Origin of the sequence: Paraburkholderia sp. USG1, assembly GCF_031570135.1 — a bacterium.
GTDB lineage: Bacteria > Pseudomonadota > Gammaproteobacteria > Burkholderiales > Burkholderiaceae > Paraburkholderia > Paraburkholderia dioscoreae.
Genome location: NZ_JAMWXW010000007.1, coordinates 250,617 through 266,893, shown reverse-complemented (window position 1 = coordinate 266,893; position 16,277 = coordinate 250,617). Strand labels below are relative to the sequence as shown.

Genomic DNA, 16,277 nt, shown 5'->3' with positions numbered 1-16,277 from the left:
TCGAAAGGTCGGCTTGCTAGTTAGACGCTGAAACTCACACTTGGCGCCAAGACACGAACCGACCTCGTGCCGCGCGTCAGAGCCACGTACCAGTGATGGCGGTTTTCACACGCGTCCGGCGTAACGACGACATGGTCGAATTCAAGGCCTTTCATCAATAGCGTGCTGCCAACAGCGCGATTCCGCAGGACTCGTCCTCTCTCTCGACGTGCGTTCGCAACTTGAAATGCGGCATCGTCCAGTTGTAGCGCGGGATTCTCTGCGCATAGCTGCAACGCGGATTTGATGCAATACACCAGTTCTGGGCGCACGGTTGTTACGCCGGTCTCATTCTCAATGCACCGAATTGCGTCCAAGACATTCGCGAGCGAATCGCTCGTCACGATGCCGGTCAATGCGACCTCTGCTGGCGTAGCCGGTGTTTTGATGCGCGTCGGATTTGCCAGCAACGATTCAACGCGCTTCCTTTTGCTCGCAGCCCCTACGCCCAGATACGCTGTTCCCATGAGGTCGAGCACGGCGTTCACCCGGTCAACCCCGGTTTGCGTTCTGAGGCTCTCATAAAAATTGCGCTCGGTCCTGCCACCAATGGGTTCGACCGTAGTCGCATGGATGGCCTTTGCCAGGTCTGCGCGCCGCACTTCGTCGATGCTCGAATGAACCACCGCGAGCGTCTCTCCAGCACGAAGCTGGACCGACCAGGAGCCGGCGAGCTGCTGGGCTGCGAGCCGAGGGGCGCAAGCCTGCCATGTTAGGCATGTCGGGGCGCCCCGGAAATCGAAAATGCCGGCGCTGAAGTTTGCTCGCTGGCCGATGAGCCACGCACCGAGTGCGGGATTGCCGGCATGAATCCATCTTTGAGGCGTAGCTAGCACGCCTGCCTGTGGGAAGGCCGCCAAGGTGTGCGTGTGCCAGTTAGCGAGCATGCCTGGGCGAAAGCCAAAAATGGCCTGCAACGGGTCGCCGAACACATAGCAAGGAAGATGGAGCGCAAGCGTGCGTACAAGCCCATGATGTGCGACGGTGCAATCCTGATACTCGTCTACGAGAACGCCTTCATACGACGCGCGAAGAATGCTCTCGACGGCACCGCTTTCAATCAGCGTCGCGGCCGCTACCATCACCGTATCCCAATCCCGGTCTTTAGCCGACCACGTTGAGGCCAACCCTGACCCCTTTGGAAAAGCACGTGCCCATCGGTGCGCCCATGCCGACAGCGTCTCGACCTGAGCTTTCTCGGGGGCTATCTTGTATTTGGCCAGCCGGCGTCGAATGGCATCAACACCAGCGACTGTATGCGTGAGAATCAACCAGCGGCCCGGAGCGTTGCCGGCGACAAGGGCAATCTGCTCGGTTTTACCGGTGCCCGCTGGCGCTTCAATAGCGCCGGCGCGAGCGCGGAGCATCTGCTGGACGGTCAGTTCAAGCATCGCTGCAGAGCCAACTAATAATCTGGTCGAGCTGCCACGGCAAATGGGCAGGTGCTCCTGGGGCTACCGGGGGCGTCGCGAGATTTGAGCCGATACGGAAGCAGAGGTCGTAGTCTTTCTTAATCCACTTCGACTTATGCGCGAGTCCACCAATGTGACGGAGCCAATTCTGGTCCGATAGATACGTGGATGCATGCTGCAGCGTTTCGAGCTTCTGCTGAACAACGTTGGACAGTTCTCCCAGAGCGCGCGGCTCTCCAATTTCGCGAACAATCAACTCTAGTAGCTTTGGGCGCAAGTCCTGCGGTGTCCCCATAAAAAGCTCTTCTTCAGTGCATCGCCCGTCGCCCCACTCGAAGTGGGGAATCTTCTCGGCTTTGAGCGATGCAGTGAAGGCGGGTGGGATTGGGGCATCGCTGTCGGTAAGCAGGGCAGTCCGATATCCCAGTGACGCAAAGTGTATTGCGATGGCGGGCGCCGAGGCCCCTCCGCCATCTATGACGGTCGCACCAAACATCTGGAACTGCCTTTGTTTGCCTTCAGCGTATCCCTTGAGAAGGGCGACCTCTGTCTGCCCTTCGCAAACGAGGACGGACCTTGTAAGCAACGCTTCGCCCAAGTCGCGAATATAGCGCTTTGCCTCAAGCGGCGCCGTGGCAGTTGTGGACGACGGCTTCACTTCAACTTTGCCCGTTGCGTCACGTCGGGAAACAAAGACTTCCCCGAACCTTACCTCGCGCAGTACGCTCGTGGAATGCGTGCTCAGAAATACCTGACCGCCTGATTCAACCCGTTTTCGGAGATGGCTGACTAGCAGAGAGATTCGGTGGGGCTCGAGCCCGTACTCAATCTCATCGACGAGCAAGAACTGGCGATGTGCCGATTCAGCACTCTGGAGGGCGGCAACTGCAAGCCGCGCGGAGCCTGTTCCCATACAGCGAAAGGGTACGTTGCCATCATGAAGGGCAACTCCGCTTGCGTTCATGGAGAAGCTCGTGTGGTCAAGATTCGCGGTTAGCTTGTTACGAACCTGAACACCCAACCCTGTGATGTCCGGTGCAACTGCCTCAATGATTTCACTGAAGGTCGAGGCGCCTTTGGCAGCAAACGTGTCGCGAGCCGAGCGGAACAGCTCGTTCAGCTGCGCTGGCAGCCTTTCTGGATGTGCACCGACCCGTTGCAAGGCGGAGCCGCGGCCCCATGAAAGGTGTCTGTCCGCGTAGGCGCCGAGGCGCGCTGGCGCCATCTCCTTGCGGTCAGCGAAGCGAATTCGCTTGGACTTGTCTTCGGGCGCGCATCCAACATAGATTGACCACAAGGGCTCGAGTGTTTCATCGACCAAGAGTTCGAGCGTCAGTACGGGTCCAAATCCTTGCTTCTCCGAGGGCTCAGCGTTCCACGAACGCGTGACGGAATTCCAGCCGGATAGATACAGTCCGTATCGGTCCTCTCGCAGGTAGTCTCTCGGCAACTCGGCAATGCATGCAACGATTCTGATTGCGTTGGACGGATTCGCGTCGTAGAAGTCAAGGTCGTCAAACGTGACGTTCTGCCGTTCTGCAAGCAGCAGGTCGATAGCATCGAGAATCGTAGTTTTGCAGCTGTCGCCCGGACCAATTAAACAGTTGACGCCTTGATTCGGAAACCACGATAGCTCGCGGATTCCCCGAAAATTGTTGACCCGTAGCGCGACGATGTGCACGGCTTGCCCTCGGCGTATAGCTGGGCTCGCGCGCTCATATGCTCGAATCGCGGCAAGCTCGATGTTTTACGTTTTCTGCAGCGACTAAAGCCGTTGCGCTACAGGTTGCATGAATGCTCCCGACCCGCAACCGGCAGTCTATCTCGACGCCACCGACCTTGCCGACATCCTCGGCCTCTCCCTGCGCACAATCATCCTGCGAGCAAGACACCGCCCTTGGCTGCTACCACCCCGCGCCGAACTGCTCGACCGCGAGCCTGTTCGTTGGCGACCGAACGTGCTCATGCAATGGCGGCGGTTGAACCCTGTCCGTCGGCGCTTCTAAAGCAAATCCACCGGGTTCACGCTAAGTGCTGCTGCCAGTTTCTCAAGCGAGGCAAATTCAAGTGGTGTGGAACGCCCGCTTTGCGATTCAACGCGCGAGATGAAATTGCGGTCGAGCCCAACGCGTGCCCCCAGCTCCTTCTGGGAAATACCCTCCGCGCTACGCAGTTCGAGGACTTTGGCACCGACCGCAGCGCTTGAGACATCTTTCGTCGGCGCACGATGCTCAATCACGGCGTCTGTCGGCGTTGCCATCAGTACTCGGACATCGATTCCCAGTGCCGTAGCAAGGGCGTCCGCGCGCTCCAACGTTGGATTCCCGTAAGTCTGTTCAAGGCGACTGATGCCCGTACGGTCGGCCCCGACAAAACTCCCCAGTTTCTCCTGCGTCATGCCCATTTCTATGCGGTAGCGCTTCAGATTCCGCGCGAAGCGTTCCCTCAAGCTCATCTGCTCGTTAGTCGTTTTCATGTCGCAATTTTGGCGACAACAATTTATCTGTCTACAGCGTAAAACTGTTCGCCTTTAAAATTTGCGTCGTAAAAGTTGTCGTCACTTGAAATGTTGTCGTTTACATGTACATCGTAAACGCCTACACTTGCCGTATGTGCGGTTTGTCGAGCGGCATCGCAAAGGCGCGATGCTGTGAGCGTTCCGAAGCATTTTCGCCATTCCGAGTCTCGGACAGACGGTTTTGTCGTCTGAAATTTGAGGAGGTTCAGCTCTCAAATTTTCCACGTCGCGCTTTGCCGGTGGAAAGGCCGATGCCAAGACGTTCGACAATCGACCGTACGGTCGAAATACTTGAGGCAGGGCCGTGTTTTTTGAGCACAGCACCTGACGGCGTCCTCATTGCGCCTTCATTGTTGATGCATGTGTGATTCGAGGGAAAGTTTGGATGACTAGCGCCGATGACCGCCACTTGATGTCAGTCGCCGAGTTGGCCCTGTTGCTTTTCGTGTCAAAAACTTATGTGAGCAAGAAGCTGTTGCGGAAACACCCCTCGCGGCCAGTACCAGTGCGCCGCGGTCGTGTATCCGTGCTTCGGGCAAAAGCAGAAGCTTATCGACGCAAGCGGCAGAGAATTGCGCGCGGGGCTTTGCGCGAGCTAGCGCGTGTATCTCAGGAAGCGAGACTGTACGAGACTACAAATATTGGAAGATGAGCGACGTTTTAACACCACCGCCTGCTGTGCCACCACCAGCAGCAACTGGTGGATTCGTACTGTATTTAGACTTTGATGGCGTCTTGCATCCCGAGAATGTCTATATGCGCACCGGCCGAGGGCCCTATATTGAGTCGCCCAAAGGTCATAAATTGTTTGAGAATGTAGGATTGCTTGAGAAAACCCTGCTGCCATATCCGGACCTCCGCATTGTGCTGTCAACGTCCTGGGTGCGTGTCTACAAAAGCGTTGTGAGGGTCGCGCGCAAATTGCCGCCAGAATTGCGTAGCAGGGTGATTGGAGCGACGTATCACGAAAACATGGACGCAGAGTTGTTTAGGCAGGCGCCTCGAGGAATGCAAATATGGGCAGACGTCCTGCGACGCAAGCCAGACGACTGGCTTGCAGTCGATGACGACTATTTGCATTGGCCGACGTGGTGTCGGGACAAGTTAATACGAACACATGAGGTTCTCGGAATTAGCACGCCGATGGTGTTAGCGGAACTGCGAGGAAAATTGGCCACGATGTATGAGCGGGAGTACTGACGTGATGGCAGTTTATGCGGTAGAGAGCACTGCATTTCGGGAGAACGAGGGCATCGTAATTGGAGTGTACACAGGGCAATTTGGGTCTAACTTGCAATGGGCTCAGGTTCTATACGGACGTTGCGTTCAGCATGGAGGTGGCCCCGACATTTGGGTCGACGCATACCATGCCCTAGCTAGATACGAAAGCGCGCAGCTCGTCTCTGACGAAAATGCGGTTGCGCGTCCTGAGACGGCTACATGCGCAAAGCGCGCTCGCGTAACGAATATTACTGTCTTCGTCGAACGCGAATGTAGGCAAGTGCAAGATGCGGCCGCGCGCTTCACAATATCCATTGACACATCGGGACGAATTCGAGGTGAGGCTGTCGCTACTGGCCAGTCATTGGTAAAAATCGCACGCATGCGCGTCGAGCCATCTCACTCACCCACCGAGATTGGCCTCGCCGTCCTACTTCATCTGGCGAGCAGAGAACACCATCCTGCGGTCGCGGACCTCATGGGGCGTATGCGCCGAGGAGGCAAGCAATGATGCCGTACATGGCATCGCGTGAATTGGGTTCGAAAATGGCAATCTGAGGTGGCTGATGCTGAATGCGCGATGCGCCTGTGGCCTACGTGCTGGTATGGGACAGTTGCCGACCCCGGGAGCACTTGCGGTCAACAATACGAACTGAGAAAAATCGCGGTGAAACTCAAAGACCGAGTGGTTCGTTCAATTGCTAGGAGGTACAGCGTAGTGATTCTCCGCTCCGAGCTCGCCGCTCTTGGGAGCCCGGCGCAACTTACCCGAGTCTTGTCCAATCTGGTTAAGAACAAGCGATTGGTACGAGTCGGGCTCGGAATTTACGCCAAGACACGACTCAACAAATTCACCGGTGAAGCTGCAACTGCAGCGACGTTTGAGGAAATCGCGGCAGAAGCTTTTCGCAAGCTAGACATAGATGTCAGCCACGGCCAGCTCGCTCGGGACTATAACGCGGGCAAAACCACCCAGGTACCTATGCTTGCAACAGTGGATACAGGGCGACGTCGTATTTCGCGACGCATTTCGCTGGGTAGCAGGACTGTCACTTACGAGCGAAGCAGCAAGCGGATGCCTAAGGAGCCGCAACCGTGAAGATACTAGAAATGCCCATTTTGCCTTCTGCGTCTGGAGTAGCTCGTGGCTGATAGCGGTTGGGACATTGCGATGCGGCGCATTGACGCGGAGTTTGACCTCGCGCAGTTCGTTGCTTCCGCGCTTGTGCGCAAAATCGCAGCAAGCAATTTCCGGCTGCCGGCGTCGGACCGCGTCAAGGTTGGATACTTGCCAGATGAAGTTATCGCTCGCATCCAGCACATCGTCCTCGAATCCTATCTGGAGGCCGGCGAAGACATCGACGAAGACATCCTCCGCGAGGACCTTTGGCAGCAAGCACTAACGAGTCGGCGCGAGATGATTGCGAACGGCGAATTGATTTCAGAAGCGGAATTTCGCAGGCGCGGCAACCTGACAGCGCGAAGGCTTTCTGTGCTCCTCGCGGACGACAGCGTTTTTACGATTAAAGTAGACGGCGTGGAGTATTTCCCCGCTTTGCTGGCAGTTCCGGCAAGTCAGCGGAGGAGCATTTATGCAATTTGCCAAATCATCGCGCCCGCGCCCTCGGACGCTAGGCTCGACTTTCTCACTTCACGGCGTGAACGTCTGGGCGACCGCAGTCCCCTCGAAGTTCTGAAGAGCGTGGATGGGTTCAAAACAGTGAGTCGGATGGCCACGGCTTGGGCCACGCAGTGGTCGCGCACAGTGGTCAAAATTTTCGATGGCGAGCATGAAGTGGAACCTGCGGACATCGAATTGCTTTACACAGCTGCGGCCGACGTGGACCCAAGGAGGCCTCTATGGGAGCGCGCCTCGAATGCACTTCACTTGCACGGTTATCAGTGGCCACTCGGGCCGTATCCCGACGTCAGGATATTTTCCCTCTTCGTCGCGCGTCAGGCGGCGGGGGACTCGACGCCTATACGGGAAGCTTGCGTGCAAATTCACGTCGACGGTGAGCGGATTCTAATCCGCATTGCCGCTGCAGTTGGAACTCGGCTGCATTCAGAAACGTTGCCCCGCGATGAGCATGAAAGCTTCATCGAAATCGCCAAGCGCATCGTTGGCTACCTTTGCAAGCACCTCTAGTCGACAAACGAGGAGGGTCAACCAATGACAAATCCAGAGGAACCCACGGCAATCTCGATTGACGTAAATGAGCGCGACTTCATCCTTCTGTTGAAAGACGGTCGAGAATTTCGGATTCCATGGCGATGGTTTCCTCGATTGCTAGCAGCGACGCCCGACCAACGAAACGATGTTCGAGTCTCTGCGTCCGGCGCAGAGCTGCATTGGGACCAACTTCACGAGAACATCCGCGTCAGCGGACTAATGCGTGACTATGAACCGCTCCTTCTTGAAGAGACGTTGAGTTTACAGGTTCCCAACGACTTTCCTTGGGAAACGACGCCCGCTTCACTAGCCGGCGCTCAGCCAAAGCTCGCGGTGAGGTCGATTGGCGGTAGGTTCGTCGTCGGATTAACTGCGGCCGAAAGGTTTGAGCGGTGGGACATGTGTGAAGACTTGGCACAGCAGTTGGTGCCAAAGACCCTTAAAGACGCAGCGAAATACCCCGAGAATTCGCGCGAAGTAACGCTGCGGAGAATGAAAAGGGCTATCGAAGGAAAACAGTGGACGAGCGTCGTCGAAACGGATTGGCTATTGGAACGGCTGCGCACTCTGCTCAACTGGTAACAAACACTCGGAAACGGGACACATGTGTATCGACTCGATGACCGTGCGGCGCGAGAACTGGCTACTGCCGGCGGTGCCTACCCTACATAGCGACAACTGGCTGCGCACCTCGCTTTTGTCCATGCAACGAGATAGTCACGTTGAAGTGTCTGTCATGACCATTGAAGAAGCAGTGAAATTTCTCTTCGTCAGCCAAGCGCACATTCGCCATCTTCTTAACATTGGCGTGCTGGTCGAGGTGGAGGCGAAAAGTTCATCGGGCCAAGTCGATATCGATGCGACTTCGATTCAGGCTTACCTAGCGAAGCGGAATGCAGCCTGGCGCGCCTATCTGGATTCGCAGACCGAGGATAACGACCCGGTTGGGCTTTAGTACCCTCCGTGAGCCCACAATGCTCGTTCTGACAGAAACCGTAACCACCGCTGACTACCCGCGAATCAGCGCAAGCTTGTGGGACTTCGCAGTTCAAGGGGCGCTGTGGCGTCGAGGATATCAGCGTGAGGGAATTGTTGCACAACGCCGAACATCACGGCGTTTCTGAACCGCTGAAATCAGTAGACCACGCTGTCCAAATCGACCTCGATGACTTGTAGCTAGGCGCCGACGAGAACTGTTCACTACCGCTTTCGGCGCACCGATAGCGGGGGGGGCATCCAGCTCCCCGGGGAAATCAACGGCGCGCGAACCGGCTGGCGGACGCCTGCCATCGAGTTGCCACCGACGTCCTGCGCGTCAAGAATGACCAGGTCGCTGGGATTGCGGATGGCGTCCTCGGCGTAGGCCATTATCCAACCGTCGTCTGCACGGACCGCATTTGGCCGACGCACGGGTACTGGAAGCGTACTGGCCCGGGACTAATCAGCCGATGCAGGCAATGCGACCGGACTCACCTCAGTTAGTGCATTAATCAGCATCTGGGCACCTGGAGAAATGGGCGCACTGCGACGGGTCACGAGTTCGTACGGCTCGCTGCGCGACGCAACACGGAGGGAGAGCTGCGTGGCCCACCCCTGGGATGTGCAGAATTCCACGACTGGCACTGGCAGCAGTGCAACGTATTGCGGGTCTTTCCGCAGGAGCGACATTGTCGTAAAAGCCGACGTTGTTTCCACAACATGCACGGGCATTCGAAGCCCGGCTTCATGGAATTCACGCTCGAGCAATCGTCGAATTGGCATATTCGTGCGATAAACAATCCAGCGGGCATCCTCAAGGTCAGCGAGGCTCACGCGCTGCACGTGAGCCAGCGGATGTCCTGCACTTGCGATTATGGCAAGCGTTTCGTGCTGAATGATGACACTCGTGTAGAGCTCCGGTGCGCGACTCACACTTGTCCGGCACAACGCCAGCTCAATGCGTCCTTCATCGAGCAGGTCAAGCAGAGATGCACTTGTGTCTTCCATAACCTCCACTGACATCTTCGGTTGTTGCGACAACAAGAGATTGATGCCATCGGTTAGCAGCGGCACCGCCCCCATGATTGTTCCTGCCGACACCCGTCCTCCAAAACCGCGCATGACGCCAAGCAAATCTTCGCGCAAATGGGCCATATCGGTCTGGAACAGGCGCGCGTAGCGGATAACGCAGTGGCCCGCGGCGTTGGGCTCGAGACCCCGGTTCGTTCGGACGAATAGCTCGACGCCGAATATGGACTCGATTTCCCGGAGCGCCTTGCTCGCGCCGGGCTGGGACATTGAAACCGCCTTCGCGGCGTTCAGCAGCGAGCCATGGTCTGCCAGTGCGGCGAGCAGGCGAAGTTGCTTCGCGTGCAGACGGCCAACGATGGAATTAAGAGACGGAATCATCAGGGTTGCCTTCCAGCTATATCACTATCCCGAAGTTTCAATATCGGGCAGCGCAAAGCATTTTTATACTGCAGCCATGAACGCAGCAGTGTACACAATCGATGCCACGCAGGGACCGGTTGGTGGCCCCGTTAAGGTATCCAGTGTCTGGCTGCGCGTGCATTGGTGCAGAAAAACCTAAGGGTAATCTCCGATGCAGCGCTCCCGCCAGTCTTTCAGTGAATGGTCGACACGTGTGCAGGACGGATTGGCGGTAGGCAGGGCGGTTTCATGGATAGTGGTTCGGAAGTTTGGACGGGCACCTGTTGGTACAGCAGTGATGCACCTTTCCCGGAGATGTTCATATGAACGAGCTTGTGAAATTGAAGCAGGCTGACTCGAATTTTCCTCGTGGCAGTGCGTCGGACTACACAATTATGTTGCATGAAGCTGCAAATCAAAGCGGCAGCGGCGTGGCTGGCCTTCCGGCTGTGGCCGCCCTTGCGAGACTCGGGCACTGGATGTCAGAGGAGGACATCGTTCCGGCTGACGTTGCCCGAGTGTCGAAATTGTCCGGGGGCGCCATCCAGGAAAACTGGCGGCTTGAGATGACGAATGGCGATACGTATGTGTTGAGGACGGATGCAGATGGCGCAATCCCGGCTAGTTGCAGCCGCAAGCAGGAATACGGCCGCTATTGTCTGGCGTCGCGCCAAGGCGCACGAGTGCCGCAACCCTACGGCTTTTGTGAAGACCTGAGCGTCATCGGAAAACCGTTTTTCATTCTGGAGTTTGTCAAGGGGACCACGGCGGGGCACGTTCTCGCCAGGAACGACGTACTTGTCCCGGATAGGCACGCGCTTGCGTTCGAACTGGGTGAAATCCTTGGCACCATCCATCGCGCGCCTTGCCCGGACGTTAGGGCTATCTTTGGGGATGCTCCACGCTTGGCAGCGTCTGAGTCAATCACCCATCTTCGTCGGCAGCTCGACAGTTTGCCTGATACCTACCCGGCGCTTGAGTTGTGTCTTCGCGAAGTCGAGCTGCGGGTCGGCGGTATGACCGAAGCGGTTTTTTCGCATGGCGATTATCGGACCGGCAACTACATGGTCGATTGCGGACGTGTTACGGCAGTTCTTGACTGGGAGTTTTCGGGCTGGGGGCACCCTTATGAAGACCTCGGATGGTTCACAGCACCATGCTGGAGATTTGGCAGGACTGAGAGGGCTGCTGGCGGAGTCGGGCCGCTTCAAAGCTTTCTGGACGGATATCGAATGGCCACCGGGCATTGTGTCGAGGCGTCCGAGCTAGTCGACTGGCAGGCACTGGCGCAGGTCAAATGGGCGGTCATTGCACTGCATCAGGAGAGGCGCCACGCTTCAGGTGCCCAGCGCAGTCTCGAGCTCGCACTCTCTGGCCGGCTGGTCTCGGGCCTGACACTGGAAGCATTGAACCTGCTGGAGATTCTCTGATGGAGGCCCCCGGCCAGATAGTCGACCTGCTCGAAATCGCGCACAGCACGCTCACGGCGGATGTTCTTCCGTTGCTCAAGGATGAGAGCCGATATCGCGGCCTCATGGTTTCCAATGCTATGTGCATCGTTGCCCGCCACGTCAACGCAGCGTTCCGTCTGACGGCGCCGCTGCCGCTGCTCGGGGACGTTGCTATTGCCGGAGGCATTCGTGCGGGACAGTTTGACGGTGGCTCGCCGATGCGCTCTGCGCTCGTCGCAAACCTGCGAAATCGCCTCGTACAGGAACTTTCAATCGACAACCCCCGCATGCTCGAAACCCTGCAAAACTCCGAAAGGACCTCGTGAAATGGATTTCTCAATTGACAACAGGACGCGAGCGTTGCGCGACCAGATTCGGACGTTCGTCAACGACGTACTGTTACCGCTCGAGTTTAGGGCTGACTCCTACGACCAGCACGAGAACATTTCCGAGAGCCTGCTCAGGGAACTACGCGCGCAGGCACGCGCGAACGGTCTGTGGGCGCTCCAGATGCCCCGCGAGCGCGGTGGTGGCGGCCTGTTCATTGCCCAGATGGCGGTCTGCTATGAAGAGATGAATCGCTCTATCTTCGGTCCGGTTGTCTTTAACTCGGCGGCACCCGACGACGGCAACATGATTCTTCTGAACAAGGTGGCAACGCCTGCGCAGAAGGACCAATGGTTGCAGCCAATCATCGAGGGGAAAGTCCGTTCCGCGTTTGCTATGACCGAGCCGGCGCCGGGTGCGGGCTCAGACCCGTCGATGATGCTGACGAGCGCAGAGCGCGCGGGCGACCGGTGGATTATCAGCGGTCGCAAGTGGTTCATTACCGGCGCGGAGGTCGCGGCTCACTTCATCCTCATCGCGCGCACATCGGCCGACTCGAGAAGGGGGCTCTCCGCCTTCCTCTTTCACGCCGACAGTCCTGGCTGGCGCATTGTCCGCCGCATCCAGATTATGGGCCCGGAGGAGCACGGGGGACATTGCGAAATTGAGTTCGATGGTCTGGAAATCCCCGATGAGCATCGCCTCATGGAAGTTGGCGATGGCCTCAAGGCAACGCAGATACGCCTTGGCACAGCCCGCCTGACCCACTGCATGAGGTGGAATGGGATGGCCCGCCGTGCACTCGAGCTCGCCGTTGCCCATGTGAACACTCGCAAGGCGGGCGGCAACCTGCTCTCGGCGCGTGAAGGCGTGCAATGGCTGCTGGGGGAAGCAGCCATGAAGCTCGACATCGCTCGCTTGCTGACGATGCGCGCAGCGTGCTGCATGGACACCGGCGACTTCGCACGCCCGGAAATATCGATGGCAAAAATCGCGGCATCGGAGACATTGCACCACGTCGTCGATACAGCCATTCAGTTGCACGGCGCCAAAGGCTATTCCAGGGACACGCTACTCGAATGGATGTACCGGTACGCACGGCAGGCACGCCTCGTTGACGGTGCCTCGGAAGTCCACAAGATGGTCGTTGCGCGCTCGCTCCTTGAAACCGGGAGCGATATCTGGAACTGGAAGTCGCAACCGGCCGAACCTACCACCACGAAGGAGTGACCGTGACTCTGCGAACAGTGACGCTTGACGACAAGTACGCCCTCGACAGCGGGCGCATGTTCCTGACCGGAGTACAGGCCCTTGTGCGTTTGCCGTTGATGCAGCAGCGACGGGATAAGGCAGATGGGCTGAGCACCGCCGGCTACATCTCCGGCTACCGGGGCTCGCCGCTGGGCACATACGATGCCGAACTCGGGAAGGCCAGGAAGTTTCTGGGCAAGGCCAATGTTGTCGTCGTGCCGGGGATAAACGAAGACCTTGCGGCGTCAGCGGTCTGGGGCACGCAGCAGGCCGAGGTGGGCGGGGAGGGCAAGTATGATGGCGTCTTCTCCATCTGGTACGGAAAGGGCCCAGGCGTTGACCGCAGTGGCGACGCTTTCCGTCACGCAAATCTCGCTGGCAGTTCCAGGAACGGCGGCGTGCTGCTGTTGATGGGCGACGACCACACGTGCGAGTCGTCGACGACCTGCCATCAGTCGGAATTTGCGTTAGTCGACGCGTCAATCCCTATCTTGAGCCCGAGTGGCGTACAGGAAATTCTCGACTATGGCCTGTTTGGCTGGGCTATGTCGCGATACTCGGGGTGTTGGGTCGGCATCAAGTGCGTGAAAGACGTTGCTGACGCCTCTGCTGCAATCGATGTCGACCTGGAACGCGTCACGCCGCAGATTCCGACGGCGTTCGAAATGCCGCCGGATGGCCTCAACCTCAGACAACCGGACACACCCCAGCAGCAGGAATTCCGGCTTCACAATCATAAACTTGATGCTGTTCGGGCGTTCGTTCGCGCGAACGGACTTGACCGGGTTGCACTTGGCACGCCTCACGCGCGAATCGGTATCGTGACGCACGGCAAGAATTACCTGGACCTCCTGCAGGCTATTGACGACCTGAACGTCACGGAGGGCGACCTGGAGTCAATGGGCGTTGCCATCTACAAGGTGGCCTGCACCTGGCCACTCGAGCCTCAGGGTATTCGGGACTTCGCATCCGGGCTTGACCTTCTCATGGTCGTTGAAGAAAAGCGCAGTCTGCTTGAATTCCAGGTTAAAGACATCCTGTATCGGCAGCCTCACGCCCCGGTCGTTATCGGAAAGCACGACGAGCAGGGCAAGAAGCTCTTTCCGGTCGAAATGGCGCTCAGTTCGATTCAGATTGCAATCGCTCTGGGTCAACGCCTCGCGCAGCATACGGGCGACGCAGGCATTGCAGAGCGGGTCGCTTTCCTGACTGAACTGAGCCAGGTGGAACTCACGCCTGAAGCCATGCTACGCAGCTTTTACTTCTGCAGTGGCTGCCCGCATAACTCGTCGACGGTTATTCCTGAAGGAAGTAAGGCCTACGCCGGCATCGGCTGTGGCTGGATGGCACAGACGATGGAGCGCAACACGCAGGGCTTCACGCAGATGGGCGCCGAGGGGATGGCGTGGGTTGGCGAGGCACCGTTCTCAAAGCGTGGTCACATGTTCCAGAACATGGGCGATGGCACCTATTTCCATTCAGGCCTGCTCGCGGTCCGTGCAGCGCTTGCTGCCAGGACCAACATCACGTTCAAGATTCTGTACAACGACGCGGTGGCAATGACCGGTGGTCAACGGCACGACGGACAGCTCAGCCCGATGGCCGTCACGCGGCAGGTGCGCGCTGAAGGCGTGAGCCGCATCGCGGTCGTGACGGACGAGCCGTCAAAATATCCAGCGGATGCCGGCTGGGCACAGGGCGTGACCATCCACCACCGTTCCGAACTGCAAAAGGTTCAGGAGGAGCTACGCGACATTCCAGGTGTGACAGTGCTGGTGTATGACCAGACCTGCGCGGCCGAGAAACGTCGTCGCCGCAAGCGCAATCAGTTCCCCGACCCTGCAAAGCGCCTTGTCATTAACGACCTCGTCTGCGAAGGCTGCGGCGATTGCGGCGTGAAGTCCAACTGCGTTTCGCTGGTTCCCCTTGAGACGGAGCACGGGCGCAAACGGGTCATCGACCAGTCCTCGTGCAACAAGGACTACTCATGCAACAACGGCTTTTGCCCAAGCTTCGTGACAGTGCATGGCGGCAGCCTCAGAAAGGGCGGCGCCATCAAACCGAACATCGAACTGTTCCCGGCACTGGTTGAACCTGAACTGCCCTCTGTCGAAGACGGCGTCTACTCCATCATCGTGACGGGCGTTGGTGGTACCGGGGTTGTGACCATTGGCGCAATTCTTGGCATGGCTGCTCATCTGGAAGGCAAGGGGTGCGGAATTCTTGACATGGCTGGCCTTGCCCAGAAGGGTGGCTCGGTATGGTCGCACCTGCGCTTTGGAAAGAGCCCACACGCTATCAAGGCTATCCGCATCGCCGCGGGTGGTGCTGATGTCGTTCTGGGCTGCGATATGGTCGTGGCAGCGAGCCGCAAGACGCTCGCCGCGACGCGAAAGGGTGCAACACGCATGCTCGTGAACACGCACGAGGTCATGACAGGCGAATTTACGCGCCATCCCGACCTCAGGTTCCCTGCGCCGGAAATGCGAAAGGCCATTACCGATGCCGTCGGGGGCGACCGTGCGGAGTTTGTTGAGGCGACAAAATACGCCCTCAACCTGTTCGAGGACACGATTGCGGGCAATATGTTCATGCTCGGCTACGCCTACCAGCGTGGTCTCATCCCGATTGGCTCCGAGGCCATCAACGCCGCCATTGAGCTCAATGGCGCGGGTGTCAGGATGAACCAGGAAGCTTTTCTGTGGGGCCGCCGGGCTGCACTATCGCCCACTGCAGCCGAGCGCGCACTTGTCGCGGCGAAGCCGGTGAGCGAGTCCCTCCGGATTTCGTCGACACTCGACGAATTCATCGAGCGCAAAGTCAGGTTCCTGAGCGACTATCAGAATGCTGCTTATGGCCAGCGTCTCCGCGAGCTCGTCGGCAAGGTTCGCGACTGGGAGCGCACTGTTATGCCGCGCGAGGAGAGCGTCACGCGCGCCGTCGCAAGCGGCTATTTCAAGGTGCTCGCGTACAAGGACGAGTATGAAGTCGCACGGCTTCATTCTTCACCGGAGTTCGTCGAGAGTATCCGGCAGCAGTTTGAGGGAGACTTCCGTATCGCATTTAATCTTGCGCCGCCGCTCGTTGCGGGCAAAGACGTACTGAGCGGCGAGCCGCGCAAGAAGGAGTATAAGGCCTGGATTCTGCCCGCGTTCCGGATGCTCGCGAAGATGAAGGTGCTCCGGGGAACCGCCCTCGACGTGTTCGGGTACACGACTGAGCGTCGAATGGAACGCGCCCTGATACCTCGCTATGAGCACACTGTTGCCGAGATTCTGCGGTATGGCACCGCGCGCAATTATAAGACCGCACTCCGTGCAGCAAACATGGTGGAGAAGATACGTGGGTACGGACACGTCAAGGAGCGCAATTTCAAGTCCGTAGACGCGGAATGGGCGAACGCAGTCGCCCAACTGGCGAAGCCATCGGTGATTGAGCTCAAGCAGGTCGCCTGAATAACGCAAGGACCGGAGAAC

Annotated in this window: 15 protein-coding genes; 10 read left to right on the top strand and 5 right to left on the bottom strand. The window is 58.0% G+C overall.

The window, feature by feature from the left end; genetic code table 11:
* Positions 1-20: 20 nt before the first annotated feature.
* Both NE850_RS12390 and NE850_RS12385 read right to left on the bottom strand, forming a co-directional pair.
* A complete protein-coding gene (locus tag NE850_RS12390) occupies positions 21-1,430 on the bottom strand; it encodes a UvrD-helicase domain-containing protein (RefSeq protein ID WP_165185116.1) in 1,410 nt (469 codons plus the stop codon).
* Positions 1,423-3,132 carry an ATP-dependent endonuclease gene (locus NE850_RS12385; RefSeq protein WP_165185119.1) on the bottom strand — a complete coding sequence of 570 codons (1,710 nt, stop codon included), beginning with the start codon at positions 3,130-3,132 and terminating at the stop codon, positions 1,423-1,425. The genes NE850_RS12390 and NE850_RS12385 overlap by 8 nt, the downstream gene beginning before the upstream one ends.
* Positions 3,133-3,241: 109 nt before the next feature.
* Between NE850_RS12385 and NE850_RS12380 the strand changes: the two genes are divergently transcribed.
* Complete coding sequence (locus tag NE850_RS12380) at positions 3,242-3,457, top strand: hypothetical protein (protein WP_165185122.1); 216 nt, start codon at positions 3,242-3,244, stop codon at positions 3,455-3,457.
* Here the strand turns inward: NE850_RS12380 and NE850_RS12375 are convergent.
* Entirely contained in the window at positions 3,454-3,927 is a 474-nt protein-coding gene (locus NE850_RS12375; RefSeq protein ID WP_165185125.1) for a helix-turn-helix domain-containing protein, read from the bottom strand. The genes NE850_RS12380 and NE850_RS12375 overlap by 4 nt on opposite strands.
* A gap of 690 nt (positions 3,928-4,617) precedes the next feature.
* Here NE850_RS12375 and NE850_RS12370 point away from each other — a divergent pair.
* From NE850_RS12370 to NE850_RS12350, 5 genes are all read left to right on the top strand, one after another.
* Entirely contained in the window at positions 4,618-5,169 is a 552-nt protein-coding gene (locus tag NE850_RS12370) for an HAD domain-containing protein (protein ID WP_165185128.1), read from the top strand.
* 601 nt (positions 5,170-5,770) lie between these two features.
* The gene (locus tag NE850_RS12365) at positions 5,771-6,289 is read left to right on the top strand and encodes a DUF6088 family protein (RefSeq protein WP_232064248.1); all 519 of its coding nucleotides are present in this window, start codon (positions 5,771-5,773) and stop codon (positions 6,287-6,289) included.
* Positions 6,290-6,334: 45 nt separating this feature from the next.
* Positions 6,335-7,339: a hypothetical protein gene (locus tag NE850_RS12360; RefSeq protein WP_165185131.1), complete on the top strand. Its 1,005-nt coding sequence runs from the start codon at positions 6,335-6,337 to the stop codon at positions 7,337-7,339.
* A 24-nt stretch (positions 7,340-7,363) separates the two neighbouring features.
* Positions 7,364-7,945, top strand: a complete 582-nt coding sequence (locus NE850_RS12355; RefSeq protein ID WP_232064110.1) for a DUF2442 domain-containing protein — start codon at positions 7,364-7,366, stop codon at positions 7,943-7,945.
* A 22-nt stretch (positions 7,946-7,967) separates the two neighbouring features.
* Positions 7,968-8,318 (top strand): hypothetical protein, encoded by a 351-nt coding sequence (locus NE850_RS12350; RefSeq protein WP_232064111.1) that lies wholly within the window; start codon positions 7,968-7,970, stop codon positions 8,316-8,318.
* Positions 8,319-8,563: 245 nt separating this feature from the next.
* Here NE850_RS12350 and NE850_RS39475 read toward each other — a convergent pair whose 3' ends face one another.
* Both NE850_RS39475 and NE850_RS12345 read right to left on the bottom strand, forming a co-directional pair.
* On the bottom strand, positions 8,564-8,773 hold the full coding sequence (locus NE850_RS39475; protein ID WP_405044829.1) for a carotenoid oxygenase family protein: 210 nt from the start codon (positions 8,771-8,773) through the stop codon (positions 8,564-8,566).
* A gap of 27 nt (positions 8,774-8,800) precedes the next feature.
* Positions 8,801-9,751 carry a LysR family transcriptional regulator gene (locus tag NE850_RS12345; protein WP_165185136.1) on the bottom strand — a complete coding sequence of 317 codons (951 nt, stop codon included), beginning with the start codon at positions 9,749-9,751 and terminating at the stop codon, positions 8,801-8,803.
* A gap of 344 nt (positions 9,752-10,095) precedes the next feature.
* Between NE850_RS12345 and NE850_RS12340 the strand changes: the two genes are divergently transcribed.
* The 4 genes from NE850_RS12340 to NE850_RS12325 are packed head-to-tail and all read left to right on the top strand — an operon-like array spanning position 10,096 to position 16,256.
* On the top strand, positions 10,096-11,202 hold the full coding sequence (locus NE850_RS12340) for a phosphotransferase family protein (RefSeq protein ID WP_310698810.1): 1,107 nt from the start codon (positions 10,096-10,098) through the stop codon (positions 11,200-11,202).
* Positions 11,202-11,549, top strand: coding sequence for a DUF6285 domain-containing protein (locus tag NE850_RS12335; RefSeq protein WP_310698809.1), 348 nt, complete (start codon positions 11,202-11,204; stop codon positions 11,547-11,549). The genes NE850_RS12340 and NE850_RS12335 overlap by 1 nt, the downstream gene beginning before the upstream one ends.
* A 1-nt stretch (position 11,550) precedes the next feature.
* Positions 11,551-12,780 carry an acyl-CoA dehydrogenase family protein gene (locus tag NE850_RS12330; RefSeq protein ID WP_165185143.1) on the top strand — a complete coding sequence of 410 codons (1,230 nt, stop codon included), beginning with the start codon at positions 11,551-11,553 and terminating at the stop codon, positions 12,778-12,780.
* 2 nt (positions 12,781-12,782) lie between these two features.
* On the top strand, positions 12,783-16,256 hold the full coding sequence (locus NE850_RS12325; protein WP_165185146.1) for an indolepyruvate ferredoxin oxidoreductase family protein: 3,474 nt from the start codon (positions 12,783-12,785) through the stop codon (positions 16,254-16,256).
* Positions 16,257-16,277: the final 21 nt, after the last annotated feature.

What these genes read in the sequence shown, in the direction of transcription:
- NE850_RS12390 (WP_165185116.1), bottom strand. Translation starts at nt 1,430, where the DNA reads ATGCTTGAACTGACCGTCCAGCAGATGCTCCGCGCTCGCGCCGGCGCT.
- NE850_RS12380 (WP_165185122.1), top strand. Translation starts at nt 3,242, where the DNA reads ATGAATGCTCCCGACCCGCAACCGGCAGTCTATCTCGACGCCACCGAC.
- NE850_RS12375 (WP_165185125.1), bottom strand. Translation starts at nt 3,927, where the DNA reads ATGAAAACGACTAACGAGCAGATGAGCTTGAGGGAACGCTTCGCGCGG.
- NE850_RS12370 (WP_165185128.1), top strand. Translation starts at nt 4,618, where the DNA reads ATGAGCGACGTTTTAACACCACCGCCTGCTGTGCCACCACCAGCAGCA.
- NE850_RS12365 (WP_232064248.1), top strand. Translation starts at nt 5,771, where the DNA reads ATGCGCCTGTGGCCTACGTGCTGGTATGGGACAGTTGCCGACCCCGGG.
- NE850_RS12355 (WP_232064110.1), top strand. Translation starts at nt 7,364, where the DNA reads ATGACAAATCCAGAGGAACCCACGGCAATCTCGATTGACGTAAATGAG.
- NE850_RS12350 (WP_232064111.1), top strand. Translation starts at nt 7,968, where the DNA reads ATGTGTATCGACTCGATGACCGTGCGGCGCGAGAACTGGCTACTGCCG.
- NE850_RS12345 (WP_165185136.1), bottom strand. Translation starts at nt 9,751, where the DNA reads ATGATTCCGTCTCTTAATTCCATCGTTGGCCGTCTGCACGCGAAGCAA.
- NE850_RS12340 (WP_310698810.1), top strand. Translation starts at nt 10,096, where the DNA reads ATGAACGAGCTTGTGAAATTGAAGCAGGCTGACTCGAATTTTCCTCGT.
- NE850_RS12335 (WP_310698809.1), top strand. Translation starts at nt 11,202, where the DNA reads ATGGAGGCCCCCGGCCAGATAGTCGACCTGCTCGAAATCGCGCACAGC.
- NE850_RS12330 (WP_165185143.1), top strand. Translation starts at nt 11,551, where the DNA reads ATGGATTTCTCAATTGACAACAGGACGCGAGCGTTGCGCGACCAGATT.